Annotated in this window: 14 protein-coding genes; 3 read left to right on the top strand and 11 right to left on the bottom strand. The window is 59.9% G+C overall.

The annotated features are described in order from the left end of the window. The first annotated feature begins 42 nt into the window (after positions 1-42). Entirely contained in the window at positions 43-987 is a 945-nt protein-coding gene (locus NTD87_RS25150; RefSeq protein WP_262116890.1) for a LysR family transcriptional regulator, read from the top strand. Here the strand turns inward: NTD87_RS25150 and NTD87_RS25145 are convergent. From NTD87_RS25145 to NTD87_RS25130, 4 genes are all read right to left on the bottom strand, one after another. Continuing rightward, entirely contained in the window at positions 984-2,108 is a 1,125-nt protein-coding gene (locus NTD87_RS25145; protein ID WP_262116889.1) for an agmatine/peptidylarginine deiminase, read from the bottom strand. The genes NTD87_RS25150 and NTD87_RS25145 overlap by 4 nt on opposite strands. A gap of 304 nt (positions 2,109-2,412) precedes the next feature. Further along, positions 2,413-3,516, bottom strand: coding sequence for an extracellular solute-binding protein (locus NTD87_RS25140; protein ID WP_262116888.1), 1,104 nt, complete (start codon positions 3,514-3,516; stop codon positions 2,413-2,415). Between the two features lies 1 nt (position 3,517). Further along, a complete protein-coding gene (gene aguB / locus NTD87_RS25135; RefSeq protein ID WP_262116887.1) occupies positions 3,518-4,426 on the bottom strand; it encodes an N-carbamoylputrescine amidase in 909 nt (302 codons plus the stop codon). Positions 4,427-4,430: 4 nt separating this feature from the next. Then, positions 4,431-5,483 carry an agmatine/peptidylarginine deiminase gene (locus tag NTD87_RS25130; RefSeq protein ID WP_262116886.1) on the bottom strand — a complete coding sequence of 351 codons (1,053 nt, stop codon included), beginning with the start codon at positions 5,481-5,483 and terminating at the stop codon, positions 4,431-4,433. Between the two features lie 134 nt (positions 5,484-5,617). On the opposite strand from NTD87_RS25130, the gene NTD87_RS25125 reads away from it, so the two are divergent. Then, positions 5,618-6,490, top strand: coding sequence for a LysR substrate-binding domain-containing protein (locus NTD87_RS25125; RefSeq protein WP_262116885.1), 873 nt, complete (start codon positions 5,618-5,620; stop codon positions 6,488-6,490). A gap of 159 nt (positions 6,491-6,649) precedes the next feature. Then, on the top strand, positions 6,650-7,681 hold the full coding sequence (locus NTD87_RS25120; RefSeq protein WP_262116884.1) for an NAD(P)-dependent alcohol dehydrogenase: 1,032 nt from the start codon (positions 6,650-6,652) through the stop codon (positions 7,679-7,681). 244 nt (positions 7,682-7,925) lie between these two features. On the opposite strand, the gene NTD87_RS25115 is transcribed toward NTD87_RS25120, so the two are convergent. From NTD87_RS25115 to NTD87_RS25085, 7 genes are all read right to left on the bottom strand, one after another. Then, positions 7,926-9,338, bottom strand: coding sequence for a purine-cytosine permease family protein (locus NTD87_RS25115; protein WP_262116883.1), 1,413 nt, complete (start codon positions 9,336-9,338; stop codon positions 7,926-7,928). 60 nt (positions 9,339-9,398) lie between these two features. Beyond that, positions 9,399-10,139: a TorF family putative porin gene (locus NTD87_RS25110; protein ID WP_262116882.1), complete on the bottom strand. Its 741-nt coding sequence runs from the start codon at positions 10,137-10,139 to the stop codon at positions 9,399-9,401. A gap of 108 nt (positions 10,140-10,247) precedes the next feature. Then, a complete protein-coding gene (locus tag NTD87_RS25105; protein ID WP_262116881.1) occupies positions 10,248-11,990 on the bottom strand; it encodes an amidohydrolase in 1,743 nt (580 codons plus the stop codon). 18 nt (positions 11,991-12,008) lie between these two features. Further along, positions 12,009-13,877 carry an amidohydrolase gene (locus NTD87_RS25100; RefSeq protein ID WP_262116880.1) on the bottom strand — a complete coding sequence of 623 codons (1,869 nt, stop codon included), beginning with the start codon at positions 13,875-13,877 and terminating at the stop codon, positions 12,009-12,011. Positions 13,878-14,035: 158 nt separating this feature from the next. Next, on the bottom strand, positions 14,036-15,058 hold the full coding sequence (locus NTD87_RS25095; RefSeq protein ID WP_262116879.1) for a helix-turn-helix transcriptional regulator: 1,023 nt from the start codon (positions 15,056-15,058) through the stop codon (positions 14,036-14,038). Positions 15,059-15,186: 128 nt separating this feature from the next. Then, positions 15,187-17,145 (bottom strand): methyl-accepting chemotaxis protein, encoded by a 1,959-nt coding sequence (locus tag NTD87_RS25090; protein WP_262116878.1) that lies wholly within the window; start codon positions 17,143-17,145, stop codon positions 15,187-15,189. Between the two features lie 323 nt (positions 17,146-17,468). Then, positions 17,469-18,395 carry a LysR family transcriptional regulator gene (locus NTD87_RS25085; RefSeq protein WP_262116877.1) on the bottom strand — a complete coding sequence of 309 codons (927 nt, stop codon included), beginning with the start codon at positions 18,393-18,395 and terminating at the stop codon, positions 17,469-17,471. Positions 18,396-18,518 lie beyond the last annotated feature (123 nt).

The following is an 18,518-nucleotide window of genomic DNA, read 5'->3' as shown; positions in this document are numbered from 1 at the left end:
AATTAGCAAAGCATCGAACGATATAGTGAGGAAAATTCAACTATGCAGCGCGCCGGATTACCTGAACTCACCGCCTTTGCCGCCATTGCCGAACTCAAAAGCTTTCGAGGCGCGGCGGCCAAGCTGGGTGTTTCGCCCTCTGCGCTGAGCCACACGATGCGCAACCTGGAAGCCCGACTGGGCCTGCGGTTACTCAATCGCACTACCCGTTCGGTGGCGCTCACGGAGGTGGGCGAGCAGTTGCTTCGCCGGGTGATCCCCGCCCTCGCCGAACTGGAAAGCGCGGTCACTGAAATCGTCTCGGCCAGCCACCGCCCCTCGGGGTCGGTGAGAATCAGCGCTGCCGAGGCCGGGGCGCGCCCGCTGATCCGCGAAGTGCTGCCCGACTTTCTCGCGACCTACCCTGACATCCACGTCGAGTTCGTCGTCGATACCCGCTTCGTCGATATCGTCGCCGATGGTTTTGATGCCGGCATTCGCATCTTCGACGATGTGCCCCGGGATATGATTGCCGTGCCCTTTGGGCCTGATATGCAGTTTGCCGCCGTGGCATCTCCCGCCTACCTGGCGAAGTATGGAACACCGACAACACCCCACGAGTTGCGACGCCACCGCTGTATCCGCTATCGCTTCGCCAGTGGCGCGCTCTATCACTGGAGCCTGGAGCGCGCTGGCGAAAGCGCGGTGATGGACGTCGATGGCCCCATGACGCTGGGCAATACCAATTTGATGGTCGACGCCGCCCTGGCCGGCATTGGTATCGCGTGGATACCGGAATATCACGTGGCCGAGCACGTGCGCGCGGGTCGACTGGTGCACCTGCTTCCCGAGTGGAGTCCGTCACTACCGGGGGTCTGCGTCTATTACCCCGCGAATCGCCATCCACCGCTTGCACTCAAGTTATTCATGCAAGCGGTGCGCGAATGGGAGAACCGGCGCAGGGAAAAAAACCAAGCCCGCAGACAGCAATCGGGCGATCCCGCCTAAGCCAAAGGTTGGTGACTGGTCACACAGTGGATGCCGCCACCCCCTGCGGCGATTGCGTCGATATTGAGCTGCACCACCTCACGGCCCGGGTAGAGCTCAGACAACAGATCAAAGGCTTTCGTATCTGCCGCCTTGTCACCGAACTCGGGCGCAATGACCGCACCATTGATCACGAAGTAGTTGATATAGCCCGCGGCGAAGTCCGGATTGTTTTGGCTGAACATACTCTTTCGTGGATTGAGTGGAGGCGATACGGTGTGTACTTGCAGCCTGTGGCCATCGGCATCAGTGGCATTCTTGAGAATGTCCAAATGGGCAAGCGTCACTGTGTGGTCATATGACTCAGGGTCGTTGTCGAGGTTAGCGATCACGACGCCTGGCTTGACGAAGCGGGCGTAGAAATCGACATGGGAGTCGGTGATGTCCTTGCCTTTGATTCCGGGCAACCAGATGACTTTGCGCAAACCCAGTCTGGCTTTCAGCTCTTCCTCTACGTCAGCCTTGCTCCAGCCGGGATTGCGGTTGCTATTGATCCAGCTGCTTTCGGTCATGATCCCCGTGCCGTGGCCATCCACTTCGATACCACCGCCCTCGCCAACCAACTGGCTGCGGATATAGCGGGCGTCAGCGCTGCGGGCGACCAAAGTGGCCAACTGCGCATCTTCGGCATGCTGCTGTTTATTGCCCCAGCCATTGAAGTTGAAATCCACGGCGCCGAGCCCACCCTCCCCGTCGATGACGAAGTTGGCCCCGATATCACGCATCCAGATATCGTCCAGCTCCGTGACCACAAAGGTGATGTTGCCCGTACCGCATTTTTCTTCAGCCAGATCCCGCTCGCTTTTGCGACAAAACACGGTGACCGGCTCATAGGTGGCGATGGTGCGGGCGATCCGGCCCAAGGCATCTTGCACGTAAGGCGTGAAGTCCTCATGGATGGCCTCCTGTGCACCGAAGGCGATAAAGGCCCGCCGGTGTTTGTCGCCCTCATCCGGCATATGCCAGCTGCCCTTGATGGCTGCCTGCACCCGGGAAGCATTCAGGCCCAGTCCCATGGACGCGGCTGCGCCCAGACTGGCAACGACCGATACCTGCTTGATGAACTCACGACGTGTCGACATCTTTACCTCTCTGCTCTTGTCGTGCCTTGTCTTGGCGGACTGCGCCTGCAGCCGCCCATTTTGCCGTTAAGCCGCTACACGATCCGTAGCAGCTGGCGAAGCCTGCGTTCGGCTGCGAAGCGGCCGTAAATCCGGCCTCCACGGTTAACCTGAAAAACGCGGTGTCTGATTTTACGACTGCTGCGCAGCCGAACGCAGGCTTCGCCAGCTGCTACGGAGAATGTGCCGAGCCTGAAACCCTTTAACTTATCGGTATTAGGGCAAGACTACTGTTGAGGCCGACCCTCCGGAGGTCGGCTTGCCATCATTTAGCGGAGGCGGTCTTGAACTTGGTCCACGCACGCATGCGCGCACGCATATCAGCCTGGGGAATGTCTTTGCCCGGGATCAGTCGTTCGTAAGTGGCGTCATCGAGGTAGATATCCGGGTTGTTACGCATCACTGAATCGACGCTCGGACGCGCCTTGGCGTTGGAGGTGGGGTAACCGGTGAAGTTACTGATGGCTGCCATGTTCTCCGGGCGCATGACGAAGTTGATGAACGCGTAGGCGTATTCTGGATGTTTGGCGTCGACGGGGATCGCCATGGTGTCCATCCACACCGTAGTGCCTTCGCGCGGAATGTGATACTGGAACGTAGTTTTCTTGCCGGCAGCATCTGCAGCCCGTTGCGCCTGAGTCATATCCCCGCTGTAACCGAGCGACAGGCACAAGTTGCCGTTAACCAGATCGGTCACCGGTTGCGACTGGAACTTACGGATGTACGGCCGTAGTTTGAGCAACAGTTCACTGGCCGCTGCCAAGTCCTCCGGCTTGGCGCTGCGCGGCTCACGGCCGAGGTAGTTGAGCGCTACCGCCAGCACTTCATCCGGCGAATCGATCAGGGAGATACCGCAGTCCGCAAATTTGGCCGCCAGTTCCGGCTTGAACAGCATGTCCAGGCTATTCACCGGCGCATCCGGCATGCGCTTGTTAATCTGCTCGGCGTTGTAGGTCAGGCCGATGGTGCCCCACGTGTAGGGTACGGTGGCCTTGCTCGAGTAGAGATAATGCGTACGTAACTTCTGCAGACCTGGCTCGATGTCATCCAGGGCGGTGAGCTTTGACTTGTCCAGCGGCTGCAGGCTGCCGGCGCGCATTAGACGTTCGCCAACGGTGTCGCCCGGGAAGATCAGGTCATAACCACTGCCGCCGGCCATCATCTTGGCTTCCAACGTCTCACTGCCATCCATGACGTCGTAGATCACCTTGATCCCGGTTTCGGCAGTGAACCTGGACAGGGTGTCCTCGGCGAAGTAATCGGCCCAGTTGTACAACTTCAGGGTCTTCTCCTGCGCCTGTACCGACGACAAGGCACCGCTTAAAGCCAGTCCCAAGGAGCAGAGCAAAAGCTTGTTGGTAATGTTCATGTCAAACCCCTTGAGTATTCCAGCGAGCATTAATGTGACGACCATCCAGGCTTAACAGCGCCCCGTACATTTCCGGACGGCGGTCGCGGTAGATGCCCCAGGTCAGGCGCTCTTCGCGCATGGCGGACAAGTCCAGGCTGTGTACCAGCACACCAACGCTGTCGCGGTCAGCCTCGGCGAGAAGCTTGCCCTTGTGGTTGCAGATAAAAGACGAGCCGTAGAAGTTCATCTGCAGGGTCGGATCGGTGGTCGCCACTTCTCGACCGATGCGGTTGGCTGCCACCACCGGCAGGAGGTTTGCAGCGGCATGGCCGCGCATGGTCATCTGCCAGTGGTCACGTGAATCCAGTGCTGCGCAGCCGGGTTCAGAACCAATGGCGGTGGGAAACAGCAAGACTTCGGCGCCCATCAATGCCAGGCAGCGTGCAGTCTCGGGGAACCACTGATCCCAACAGATGCCCACACCTATGCGCCCAAAAGCAGTGTCCCAGACCCGAAAGCCGGTATCGCCAGGGCTAAAGTATTCCTTCTCCTGATAACCGATGGCGTTGGGTATATGCGTCTTGCGATACACCCCCAGCAACTGCCCATCCGCATCGGCCACACTCAACGAGTTGAAGTAGGCATTGCCTGCCTTTTCGAACCAACTCAGCGGCAGCACCACACCCAACTCCCTGGCCAGCGCGGCAAAGCGTTTGAGTACACGGCTGGCTTGATATTCTTCGGCCAGCGCCAAGTGTTTATGACTTTGCTCGATACAGAAATACGGTGTGGCAAACAGCTCCTGCAACAGGATGACCTGGGCGCCCTTGGCGGCCGCGTCACGCACCAACTGCTCGGCCTGATCGAGGTTTTGTTTCAGATCCCAGGTGCAGGGCATCTGAGTTGTGGCAACAGTCAAAATGGTCATGGCATCAACCCTCCACTGGCCAGGCGGGTTGTTGCTGGGTGATGCAATGCACACCGCCACCACCATGGGCCAGATGATTGATCCGCACCGGCACCACCTCACGCCCGGGGAACGCCTGACCCAACACTTGCGCAGCCACCTTGTCGGCGTCAATGCCATAGGCCGGCATGATGATGGCGTTGTTGGCGATGTAGAAGTTGGTGTAGGAGGCACAGAACACTTCAGCCTCGGTGTCCACTGCATCGGTGGCTTCATACAGCTCGATCAGCTCGAACGGTCGACCGTGGGCATCGGTTGCCAGCTCCAAAGCGCGACGGTTTTCTCGTACAACTTCGGCATACACCGAGTTCTTGTCGTGAGTGGCGTCCACCAGCAGCACGCCAGGGCGGGCGAAAGCGCACACGCCATCGACATGGCCATCGGTCATGTCGCCGGTCACATAGTCTGGATCGCCCGGCAGCCAGACGGTTTTCTTCACGCCTAGCAGCTGAGTGAAGATCTCCTCCATCTCAGCCTTGCTCATGCCCGGGTTGCGATTGGGGTTGAGCAATACCGACTCGGTGGTGATCAGCGTACCTTCGCCGTCGACATGAATGGCGCCGCCTTCGTTACTCAGCGTGGGAGCAAAGCACTTCACCCCCAGGTGATTGAGTGCGCGGCGAGCCAGGCTTTCGTCCAGGTCAAAGGCCGACTTCCCGCCCCACGCGTTGAAGCGCCAGCTCACACCGGCCAGACCCTGTTGTGGGTGGCAGATGAAGCTCGGGCCGGAGTCCCGGCACCAGCTGTCGTTCACCGCCAGCTCGATCAGTTCGATGTTTGGCCCACACAGCGCTTTGGCACTCGCTACAGCAGCAGGGTCGACGACCATTTTCACCGGTTCAAAACGGGCAATGGCGTTTGCCACACGAGCAAAGTCCTCTTGCACCAGCGGCAAGGTGACGCCCCAACCCGACTCCCAGAGTGCCTTGTTGTGTGGCCAGACCATCCAGGTCGCTGTGTGCTTGACCCATTCGGCCGGCATCAACCAACCACTGTTTCGAATTTCATTCTGCTGCATGACAAGCACCTTTAAGTTAAGTCATTGTGTTCAATGAAAACTGCCTATGCGGTCTTGGCATGCATGCTACGGCTGCAAAAACAGCTAAACAAACGATGGATTTTGCAGATAAATGATTAGAGGAACTTATCAATATGCTCAAGCACTGGCCGCCTCTCGGCACCCTTCGCGGCTTTGAAGCCGCCGCCCGGCTGGGCAGTTTCCACAAGGCAGCCGCAGAGTTGCACCTCACCCAGTCGGCGATCAGCCAGCAGATTCGCAGCCTTGAGGCGTACCTTGAACAACCCTTGTTTTTTCGCAATGGACGCAGCGTCAGCCTGACCGATGCGGGTTGCGACTTGCTCAGCACCACCCAGGCGCTGCTCCAGCAACTCGCCGTCGGCATTCGCCGCCTTGGGCAGTACCACAAACCCAACCAACTGGTCCTCAACACCACCCCAACGTTCGCCCGTCACTGGCTACTGCCACGCCTGGAAGATTTCCGCCGCCAGCATCCAGAAGTTGATCTCTGGATATTCAGTACCGATGAAGTCCCGGACATGACCAGCCAGACCATCGACCTCGCTGTGCGAGATGACATCAGCTCCCAGGCCGAATGCAGCTTTAAGGTGCTGCACGCTGACCGCCTGTACCCGGCTTGCCACCCAAGCCTGTTGGCGGTGCCCGGCGAACAGCGCACAACCCTCCACGGTGAGCGGGAAATGGACTGGAGTCACTGGGCGGTGGAGGCTGGCATCGATGTAGGCCAGAAGGATCAGGGGCTGAACTTTTCCGACCCCGGCCTGCTGCTGGACGCCGCGTGTGCAGGGCTCGGTATCGCCCTGGTCAGCCAATTATTGAGTCGGCAAGCGCGCGCCAATGGGCTGTTGCAACCCTTGGTTGAGGAGACCATTCGCGGCCCCAACTGGGCCTTGCTGACCCATCGTGATAGTGAGAACAACCCGCTGGCGCGCAGCTTCAGTGAGTGGTTACTCAGCAACCTGGCAGCAGAAAGCCAGGTAACGTAACGGTTCTGGATCAGGCTTGAAGGGTGCCGCCCCCTTGGTTCAGCGGCGGTTGATCAAGGCATGGGCAATAGAGACGACTACACGCTACGCTACACTTCCCTGGCTCCGCCGCGGCACCTGCGCTGCCAAAGCCCCTGTCTCCTGATCTGGAGGTATCCAATGAGCGATAGCACCGAACTCACTTCTTTCACCGGCTGGGCCGCAACGGCGGCCGGCGCTCCACTGGAGCGCTATAGCTACGATCCCGGTCCTTTGGGGGAAGAGGAGGTGGAAGTCGCAGTGGAGTATTGCGGCGTCTGCCACTCCGACCAGTCGATGATCGATAACGAATGGGGACTCAGCCATTACCCCTTCATCCCCGGCCACGAAGTGGTCGGCAGTATCGTGCGAGTGGGCGCACAGGTACGCGGTCTCGAAGTGGGACAACGGGTGGGCATTGGTTGGTACAAGGGCAGTTGCATGCATTGCTCCTCGTGTATCGGAGGCTCCCACCAGCTATGCGGCACAGCTCAACCCACCATCATCGGCAGCAACGGAGGCTTCGCCAACCGCCTGCGTTCGCACTGGGCCTGGGCTCTTGCGATACCGAACGGTCTCGACCCGGCCATGGCAGGACCTCTGTTCTGCGCCGGCTCGACGGTGTTCAACCCACTTGTGGAATTCGACGTCAAACCCACCGACCGGGTCGGTGTGGTGGGAATCGGCGGCCTCGGTCATCTGGCACTACGCTTCCTCAACGCCTGGGGCTGCGAAGTCACGGCCTTTACCTCGTCGTTGAGCAAGCAGGACGAAGCCAGGAAACTGGGCGCACACAACGTAGTCGCCTCTACCGACAGTAACGCACTCAAGTCCATTGCCGGCACCCTGGATTTTCTCTTGGTCACCGCCAACGCCGACCTCGACTGGCCGGCCATGCTCGGAACCCTGCGCGGCAAGGGCCGCCTGCATTTTGTTGGCGTAGTGCCTGGCGCTATTCCAGTGCACGTGTTCGATCTGCTCCCCCAACAGAAGACCTTGTCCGCCTCGCCGGTGGGTTCGCCCAGCACCACGGCGACCATGCTGGAGTTCTGCGCTCGTCATCAGATTCTGCCGCAGGTCGAGCACTTTCCCATGAGCCGGGTCAACGAAGCCATCGATCACCTACGCAGTGGCAAGGCGCGCTACCGCGTCGTGCTGGACGCCAGCAAATGACGGGCTAGCGCGTGGGGTTTTGCCTCGCCTTCCCGGCGATCTCGGCAATTGCCGACGGCTACAACAGCGATGCAGTGATCGATGCTTCAAGCGCCCCGGGCACGCGGGGCGCTCTTTTATGTCCACTTTGGGCCCAGGCTGTGTGAGAACACGCTGGACACGTTAAACGCTGAAGCTTGCGCGTTTCACCTGGGGAATCGGCTAAATCGGTAATCGAGTAACACCCTCCAGCCTTGACCTCAGTTCAGGCCTTTGAGCTCCGTTCAGGCGACACCACAAGGGCTGATGTCCTGGCTAGCAGGTAATACAGGATGCCCGGCACCACCAGACCAATGATCCAGGAAATATCGATACCGCCGAGCTGCGCGACCATCGGCCCGGAGTAGAAATGGGTGTCGACAAAAGGCAGCTGGATCAATACACCCATGACATACACGCCGATCCCCTGCACGTTCCAGCGGCCATAACGACCTGCCGGGTCGGACAGTGCCGCAATGTCATAGCGCTCCTTGTTGATGAAGTAATAATCCACCAGGTTGATCGCGCTCCAGGGTGTGAAGAAGGTCAGCAGAAACAGGATGAAGTACTTGAACGTGTTTAGAAACGAGTACTGACCCAACAGCGCTAGCGTGGTGGACGCCGCGACAATCGCCAGCACAAACAGCATGCGCTGCGCGGCGGTGATCTCTAAACGACGACGAAAGCCACTGATGATGGTGGCAATGCACATGAAACTGCCATAGGCGTTGAGGGTGGAAACCGTGACCTTGCCGAACACCACACTCAAGTACAGCAAAGCGGCCATCACACCGGTACTGCCTAGCCCGACGATGGTAGCGACTTCGTGACCACGGAAATTCGGCCCCGCCAAGGCAGCGGCGAACACCCCGAGCACCATGGACGCCTGAGCGCCCAGTACCGTGCCCAGACCGACGGCCGCGAAGGTCTTCCAGGACGAGGTGTTGCTCGGCAGGTAACGCGAGTAGTCGGCCACGTAGGGACCAAAGGCGATCTGCCAGGAAGCGGAAAGGGACACCGCCAACAGGAAGGAGCTCCAACCGAAATGGCGGTTTTCCAGCAACAGGCCGATATCATTGAGCGTCATCAGCCGGGTAAACAGATACACGAAGGCAATGATGCCCAGCACGCTGGCGATCCTCCCGACCAGGTGGATGACCCGATAACCGAATATCGTCAGAAACGCGATACAGGAGGCGAAAATCAGGATACCGGCGCTGTCGCTGACATTGATCAACTGGGCAATGGCCTGCCCCGACAATACCGCGCCGGTGGCGCTGAAGCCGAGATACATCAGACACACCAGCACAATCGGGATGGCCGCGCCATAGACGCCGAACTGCACGCGGCTGGAGATCATCTGCGGCAGCCCAAGCCTGGGCCCTTGCGCAGCGTGCAGGGCAACCACTGTACCGCCGAGCAGTTGGCCGATCAGCAAGCCAATGAGTGACCAGAACACATCGCCGCCCAGCACCACGGCCAGAGCACCGGTGACAATCGCCGTGATCTGCAGGTTGGCGCCGAGCCAAAGGGTGAATTGACTGTAGAGGCTGCCATGACGCTCGGCCTCGGGAATGTAATCGATCGAACGGGTCTCGATCAGGGGACTTCGCTGCTGACTATCGCTGACCTTGGTCATGACTGTGTGCTCCTTTGAGGGACAGACCGGTGCTTTTGTTTTTGTTGTTTGGGGTTGAACTTAGAAGGTCTTGCTGGCGCTGACCACGACGGTGGCCGTGCACAGATCGCCATAGCCGTACCAGCCCGTGCATTCGCTTTTCGACAGGTCGGTATCAATGTAGCTGAGGCCCCAGGTCACGCCCACGAAATCACGGGTCAGCTTGGCCTCCCACTCGTGGTAGGACTCGCGGCTATTGCCGTTGGGCGACACGAACGCCGGATCTTTGACATCGTTGCGCCCATAGCGCAGTTTCAAGCCAACCTCGGCCGGCAGTGTGGTGTTGTACCCAAGGTAGGTGTAAAGGGTCGCCTGGTTTTCGCCGAAGACGTTCGGCGTATCGTTTGAGTAGTAGGCGCCGAGCTGCACGCCATAGGCGTCAAGGATGGCGTAGGTCTCGCTCAGGTTGAACTGGCTCTCCTTTGGATAGCTGTACTTGATGTACCCGAGATCAAGACTGACCGCGTCGGTCGCCTGCCAGTTGTAGCCCGCGTAGTAGTCGAGTTCCTGACGGGTCTTGAAGTCGCCGCCAAAATCGACACTCGAGGTCCAGGCCCCGACATACAGACCGCTGCTGTGTATCAGCGTGGCGCCGGCCTGGGCCGCCGGATCGCCCAAGGTTTGCGAGATGCCGCGGGTGCGATAGTCGCTGACCGCGGCCAGACTGATCTGCAGGCTGAAGTCGTCATTGAGTGTCAGCGCTTGTGTGGTCAGTGGCACCAATACAAGACTGGCGAGGGTGAAGACGGAGAGTGCTTTCATACAAATCTCTTATTTTTATAAGTATGCGAGTCACTTCGGACAAGGCTGTGCCGAGCCCCTCGCAGTGCGAGAGGCTGGGCTATTCAGGCGTAGTCGGCGGGGTGATCGTCAGGACGCGGGGGCGTAGACCTGCTTGCCGGCGAAATAGGTCTTCAGAACCTTGGTGTCGAACAGTTCGTCGTCGCTGACCTTGAATACATCGCGGTCGAGGATGATCAGATCGGCCTGTTTGCCGGGTGCCAGCGAGCCAATCTGCTGCTCCAGACGCAGGGCTTTGGCGGCATTGATGGTGTAGGCGTAGAACATGGTCTGACGATCAATGCTTTCCTTGGCGTTAAGCACACCCAACGGGCCTTTCCGAGTGCTGGCCTGAGCGATAGCGTTCCACGGATTGGGGCTGGACACCGGCCAATCGCTGGCACCGGCAATCATGGCGCCAGCTTTATGCAGGGACTGCGCGGGATACTGGTAACGGTAGGCAAAAGCACTGACATAGGGTTTGACCAACTTCACCGTGTAGTCCTCACCGGTGGCCCAAAGTAGCTGCATGGAGGCGATCACCCCAAGCTGCTTGAAGCGCGGAAATTCCTTTGGGTTGACCAGTTGCAGGTGGCTGATGCTGTGGGCCATCGGTGTCGGGTTGAGCTTGCGTGCATATTCAAAGCCATTGAGTGACTCACGTACGGCACGGTCGCCGACAGCATGCATGTGCACGATCCAGTCGCGCTTTTCTGCCGCCACCACCAGCTCACCAAAGTGCGCCGGGTCGATTAGCAATTGGCCATTTTTAAGACTGTTTTTGAACGGGTCGATAACCGCGGCGGTTTGCCCTGGAAACTCCATGATGCCGTCTGCAAAGACCTTGATGCCCGGGAAGGTCAGATTGGGCACACCCTCGAATTTTTTCATCACCTTGGCCAGTACTTCCAGGTCAGCCGGCTTGCTTTTCGGATTGGTGATCAGCAAAGCGGCGACGTGCGCGCTGAGCTCGCCCTTCTCTGCCAGTTCGCGGTAGAGCGGCAGTACGCCGTAGCTCTGCTCCGTTGCAGTGAAATCGAACAGCGAATCGCCATGACCGGCATTCGCTGCTGCGTCCATCCAGGCGGTGACACCGTACTGGTTGTTGACTTTCACAGCCTCACGGGCGGCCTTCAGCATGACCTCTGCGCTGGGCGCGGGGATCTGACTGCGTACAAGGTCCCAACGCGATTCGGCAAAGTAACCATTGGGAGTGAAGTCCGCTTCGTGGCCCACATAGCTGCGTTCTTTTTCCGGCAGGCTTTTTACCAGCGCGGCGTCGATCTTCAGACGTTTGAGCATGGCGTTGTTGGCCCAGCCGGTGTGACCGTCAATCCCGTTCAGCACCACGGGTTGCTCGGCCCAGCGCCCCTGATTGAAGCGCTTGCCCAGCTCACGGCTTTGTGCCCAATAAGCCGAGCTCACCCCGGCAATGCTGATCACGTCACCGGCACGCGCACTGCCCGCCTGATCCTGCTCGATGATCCATTGCTCAAGCGCGGGCAACGGTTTTACTTCGTCCAGCAAGTTGGCACCCACGCTGTCGAAGGCGGCAACCACCGGGTGGCTATGGCTATCTATCATTCCAGGCATCAGCACCTTGCCCGCCAGATCGATCCGTTGTGTATGGTCGTCGGCCAGGGCCGTGATCTCGGCATCGCTGCCAACTTCAAGAATCTTGCCGTCTTGCACCGCCACTGCCTGAACCAATCCTTGACCGGATTCAGCGGTGAATACCTTGCCGTTGAACAACACAAGATCAGCGGCGGCCATGGCTTGCACCGAAGAAAAAGCCAGCGCGGCAGCTAACAGGTTTGGAATAAATCGTTGCATCGGAACTCTCTCTTGTTGTTATTGGGCGGGCCGGGAGATGGATGCCTGGGACAACACCTTGGGATCAAGACCCGCGAACGCCTCCTTGGCCCATACGACCTTGCCGCCCACCACCGTCAGCAGCACATCATTTCGAGCCAGCTCATCCTCAGGCACCTGCATGAAGTTCCTGTCCAATACGATCAAGTCGGCGAACTTGCCCACTTCGACCGAGCCGAGGACAGCCTCCAGTCGCAGCTGCTCGGCGGCGTTCAGGGTGATGGCGCGCAGCACTTCAGTACGCGACAGTGCCGGGTCGGCATTCAGCCTTCCCGCAAACTTGGGTCCATAACTGTGTGGATTCAGCGGATCGCCTGAACGGGTGACACCGACCTTGAGCGCAAGGAATTCGTCGAGCGGGTCGACGGGCCAGTCGCTGCCAAAAGCAACGCGGCCACCGGCGCGGCTGATGCTGCCCGACGGCTCCATGCGTGCAAAACGGGCCGGGCCGAGGTGATCGCTGGTGCCGTCGACAGTGGAAGGCTCCTGCTGGGCCCACTGGAAGGACATGGTGGCGGTCACATCAAGCGCCTTGAAGCGCGCATAGTCGGCAGGGTCCACCGTCTCGGCATGAGCGATGGCTGGACGGAACCCATTGCCGGGCAGTTGCTGACGCACGTATTCGATGCTGTTCAGCGCATCACGCACCGCGCGCTCCCCGGTGGCGTGAAGGTGCGGGTCGAAGCCGGCCTGGACCGCTTGCAGCAGCAGCGGGTTGAGTACTTGTGGGGGGAAATAAAGCTCACCGAGGTTCTTGCCAGGCGTCCACTTGGGCGCCGTAGCGGTTCCGGTATTGTGCAAGTACGGCGTTAACATCGCACCGGTATCAGCCGGAGCGTTGATGATGCCATCCATGAACAATTTGACGTGGCGCATGCTCACGCCCGGCGCGGCTTTGGTTTCGCCCTGGTCGTAGGTGCTGGCCAGTTCCCTGGCCTGGGCGATGGTCTTGGCCGGGTCTGCAGCAGCGGCGGCAGGATCAAGCTTGATCGCCAACAAGGCCCGGGCGGTCAGCTCGCCTGACCGCTGCAAGGTGCTAAAGGCTTTGCCATTCTCAGGCCCCGACAAGGCATCGAAGAAACTGGTGATACCTTGCTGACGCATGGCGTCGAGCGCCGCACGGGTCTGGTTCAGTTTCTCGGCGTCGGTGGCTGCCGGCACCACGGCGGCCATGGCATCGGCTGCACCGTCTTCGCAGATGCCGGTCGGGTTGCCGGCGCTGTCGCGCACGTACTTGCCATCACCCGGGTTGATCGTGTGCTTGTTGATGCCGGCAAGCGCCAGCCCGCGAGAGTTGGTCAGTACGGTATGGAAGTCGGTGGAACGGACCTGAATCGGACGATGGGTCTTGAGCGCGTCCAGCGTCGACTTGTCGGGGTCGCCATCGAGTCCGGTCATGCCGATGCGGTCCCAACTGCCCACTTCGAGCCAGACATCGGGACCCTTGTCCTTGCTGGCATCCAGGCACGCCTGAATGGTCGCCTGGAAGACCGCGCGGGTCATCGTCTGGTATTTCAGGTCGCACAAGGTCATGGCGCGACCTCCATCCCCCGGATGCATGTGGGCATCAATGAAGCCCGGCATCAACATGCGTCCCGCCAGATCGATCAGCTGTGTCTGTGTGCCGATGTACGAGGCGACCCCTTCATCGCTACCGACATAAACGATCTTGCCGCCAGCAACGGCAATCGCCTGCTGCACGGAATTCTTGCCATCGACGGTGTAGACATAGCCGTTGCGCATCACCATGTCAGCAGGAGTCGAGCCGGTTGTCTGACACCCCACCAGCGCCATGCAAGAAAGTGCCGTTGTCGTGGCAACGGCGATAAACAGCCTGGAAAGTTTCAAATGCCTCACCTCTATTTTTATAGTTGTGGAAATGGCCCGCACAGACTGCCGTGCAACCCCGTGATATGCAGGGCATACCCTATAGAGCGCAGCAGTCGTTTGGACCTCTACAAATGAGGAGGGGTAAGGCAATTAGTTGGAAACACGGGTACGTGGACTTAAGTGCGGCGCGTAGCATCCGCAAGTGGGGTCGACGAGCGCAGGACAGAACCTAATTCCACCTTGCTTTTGACGCCGAGCTGCACGTAGCAGTTGCGCAGGTAGGTGCGTACTGTCGCAGGACTCAATACCAGGATTTTGGCAATCTCTTTGTAGGAATGGCCAGCGGCGAAGAGCATGGCTGCCGTCCGCTCGCGTGGTGCAAGCGCCGCCCCGCGTGACTGCGCCTCGAGTGACAGGATGACATGCCCTGCGCTGGGACTCAGTGTCAGTGCACAGCGGCCCAGGCGCATTACGCAGGGCGCCTTTTGCAGTTGCACGATCACTTCTGCTGGAAGCATCGAACCATTCCACCCGGGCAACTCGCGCGCAATGGCTGCGCACAGCTGTGCCCCCACGTAAAGCAGACTGCCGTCCATGCGCGCGACGCCGAAGTCTGTCGCGCCGTTGTCCGTGTCAAACCGGATCATGTCTTGCACCTGAAATCGCCACAACTGCAACAGGTGGTCGCAGAAGGCCGAAAACAAACTGTCCTCAGTCTCGTTGAACGCCGGTGCATCAATGCCACGGTAGAGACAGACAAAGAACATCAGGCCACTTTCGGGCAACTCGAAGGTGATGCACATCAAGTGATAGAGGTCGTGACGCCGGGCGAACGCGTTCACCTCCTCGTTGGGATCGGTGAAACCACTGTCACGTACAACCTCACCGGGTTGATTCAACGTGTCATGAGCGAAACTGTCGCTGCCCGCCGTCTTGCTCCATTCGGCGGCAAACGATTCAGGTAGATTGATGCGCCCGTGCATCCAACTTTGCGGTGCAACCTTTGCGTCTGAGTTGGACATCTCGCCCCACCATGCCGAAGCGAAAGGCACCAGTTGGCGAAATGTCTGCAGACCGTCTGCAATGAATTGGGATGCGCCACGCTCTCGAGCAAGACGACCCAGGTGTAACACGCAAAGATTGAACGCTTTGAGCGTTGCCATCGACGCCTTGGCGCCGAACTCATCACCCTCCTCCATCGTTCCGATCCCTACTGCTGCATGGCCTGTCGTTTCGACCCTGCCATAGGCCGAGCAATCGCGTCCAGCCCGCGCTGGAAGCTTATGTGGCTGCGGTATAGCGAGGGGCATTCCCGGCCCGCCGGCGGCTATAAGCGAAAGCGCAGCACCAGGGCTTGCTGGTTGTTGGCCACTTGCTGCAAGTGCTCGCCGCTGCTGCGGGTATGCGCCGCATTCCGTCGGTTGTCACGGGTCATGTCGTGCAGGCGGTGCATGTGCTGATTCACTTCCTGCGTGGTTCCGGCCTGTTCGTTCGCGGCAACGGCGATCTGCACAGCAAGGGCGTGCACGCCTTGCAGGGAGTTGTCTAACTGGCTGAGCGAGGACAGCACGACCTGGGTTTCACGTTCCAGCGTCTGTGCTTGTTCGGCCGAAGCCTGCATCGCCTGCAGGGCTTCGGTGGAAGAGCCTTGCAAGGTGTTGGTGATGGCGACGATTTCTTCGGTGGCGCTGCTGGTGCGTTGGGCAAGGTTGCGCACCTCGTCGGCGACCACAGCAAAGCCACGGCCCTGTTCACCGGCGCGCGCGGCTTCGATAGCGGCGTTGAGTGCCAACAGATTGGTTTGCTCGGCAATGCCGCGGATCACCGCAAGCACGCTGCCGATTTTCAGGGCGTCGCTGGTCAGGGTATCGACCACTCTGCCGGCCCGGCCGATGTCATTGAGCAAGCGTCCCTGCTGGCCGATCATCTGTTGCAAGGTACCTTGCATCTCGCCAAAGGCACCCCGCGCGGCGGTGCTGCCGTGTGCACTGTCGGCGGCGTTGCGGGCGATCTCTTGCACGGTGCAGGACATTTGCTCGACGGCGCTGACGACCATTTCCAGCGACTCTTGCTGCAGGTCGAGGCGTTCGCTGGTTTGCCCGGCGGCGCTCAGAATGTCGCTGCTGGCCTGACCGACGTCCTGGCTGGATTGGCGCAGACGTTCAATCACATCGCGCCAGGCCTGGGCCATTTCATGCAGGGCCAGCATCAAGCCGGCCTGTTGTCGTTGCTCGCTCGGCAGGTTCAGCTCGCCTGCGGCCAAGCGCCGGGCCAGTACGGTCATATTGCTCGGTTCACCGCCCAGCGGGCGCATCACACTGCGGCTGACCAGCCAGGTGGCGATGGCAACGGCGGCGACAGTCAGCAAACCAAGCAGCAAGACTTGCCACATCAGTTGACGCACCGGGGCAAACGCCTGGGCCTGATCCATTTCGGCAATCAAGGCCCAGTGGTTGTCATCGAAGGCGACGGGGACAAACACTTTCAGCGCACTATTGCCGTCCAGCCCCGGTTCGGCGATGCGCCCCTGTTGGCCCGCCAGTGCGTTACTGACAGCACTGCCAGTGAGGCCGACTTGCGCATTGAGGCCGCGGTTGACCTGGCGTTCAGGGAAACGTGCCGAGTCCGAACGCAGGCCGGCATCGCTGCCGACCAGGTAGGTTTCACCTTTTTCACCCAGGCCCTGGCGGGTTTGCATCACGTTGTTGAGCGGGGCAATGGGTAACTCCAGCACCAGGGTCATTTCCAGCGTACCGTTCGACATGACGGGGGCGGCCAGATACTGGGTCGGCTCCTTGCTCAGCGGGTTGTACTGCAGGTCGCTGATCAACAGTTTGCCGCTATCGCGGCTTTGCTTGACCAGACGCGCCAGCGAGGTATCGCGCAGGCTGTCTTCGCTGAGATTGTGCTGGTCGTCACTGCCGCCCTGCAGACTGAGCATGACGGTGCCATCGGGCATGATCAGTTTCAGCTCGCGGTAACCAAAGGTGCTGATGAAGTTTTGAAAGACCGGGCGGTCGTAGTGGGCGGTGCTGATCAGCGCACTGTCGTCCAGCCCCTGATAGCTGTTGCTCAGGTTACTGGCCAGGGTGCTGATCTGGTTGCGCCGCTCCTGCCAGTTATCCAGCAATTGCTGCTGTTTGATATGGGCAACCGCCTCGAGGGCGTTCAGCGTCTGCTCGCGCAGCGCGGTACTGGCTTGTTGATAGACCGTAAAGGCCATGCCCAGAACCGGGATCAAGCCGATCAGCAGGTAGCTTAGGGCTAACTTCAAGCGTAACGGCATGTTCAACGACTCCGCGGGTAGAAGGGTTACAGATTAAGGTGCTTGTAAATTATTCTGCAAGGATCGTGCAAATTATTGAACGCGATGAGTTGGCTTGGGCTTTTCAAGCGCTGTTCTGGCTTGCAGAGCGGGCTGCGGACGGTGAAGGAGGAAAATTGCTGCTGGTTTTGCAGACACATCTGAAGGGCTTCTTCAGTGTCGAAAGGAGCGCGCGCAGGAGTCGGCTGGTACCAGCCAGGTAACGTTGGGTGATCTACCCACGAAGGTGCGCCGGTCGTCTGCGAGTAGTGGTGATGCAGGCGTAGAGGCCCAGCCGCCACTCGCTATCGATGCCGCACAGCTCGATGCTCTTCCGGCGCGTCTACCGCATTCATCTTCTGGATCACTAACCCGATGAACGCCGATACCGCGAGCGGCAGGTGTCGGCGGCTCGGATACAGCACGCTCATGCCGTAGCCGGTGGGCTGGTATTGAGGCAGCACCGGGACGAGCACACCGGCCTGAACGTCGAGCTTTGCCATCACGGGCGGCAGCAGCGCGATGCCGAGTCCGGCCAGGGTGGCCTTGCGCAGTGCCTGCGCGGTATTGCCGCTGAAGCGCCCGGCGACTTGCACTTCTTCCTCACCATTCGGGCCGACCAAACGCCATGTGGCGTGACCACTGGGATGCGCGGAGATCACACAGTCGTGGCTCACCAGGTCCTGCAGCGTGCGGGGTGAGCCGCGCGCGGCGATGTAGGAAGGGCTTGCCACCATCCCGGCGCTGCGGGGGTCGAGGATCTGACGGCCGACATAGCCTGAGTCGCGCAAGGCCCCACCGCGAAAGGCGACGTCGATCTGTTCCGCGATCAAGTCGGCCTTTGCATCGCTGAGCACGAAGTCGAGCCGCACGCGCGGATGCGCGGCCAGAAACTCGGTCACCCACTCCATCGAAAAGAAGTCGAAGAAGTCGGCTGGCGCCGCCACGCGCACCAGGCCACTGGGCTCGCTGCTGCCCGTCATCAACTCCTGCCCCGCTTCGAGCAGGCCGTCGACCGCTCCCGCGCAACGCTCATGAAAGCCTTGGCCAGCACTTGTGAGCGTGAGCTTGCGGGTAGAACGTTGCAGCAGCCGCGTGCCGAGATGCGCTTCGAGTTGCTGGACGCGGCGACTCACGGTATTGGGCGGCAAGCCCAGCCGCCGCGCCGCTTCTGCAAAGCTGCCGCTGCGCACCACCTGCACAAACATGGCGATATCATTGAGGTCGAGCATGGCCGGCCATTCCTAGTGTGGGTGGACGAGTGCAATCCAATTGTACCGGCTAGTCAATCAATCGGCCCAACCCTATTGTTCAGCTATCGAGCCGCGAGGCTCCCAACTCCGAACAGCGGGCTT

Source organism: Pseudomonas sp. 6D_7.1_Bac1, from assembly GCF_025465945.1.
Lineage (GTDB): Bacteria > Pseudomonadota > Gammaproteobacteria > Pseudomonadales > Pseudomonadaceae > Aquipseudomonas.
Note: the sequence above shows the minus strand (reverse complement) of the source record. Positions and strands in the feature narration are given on the sequence as shown.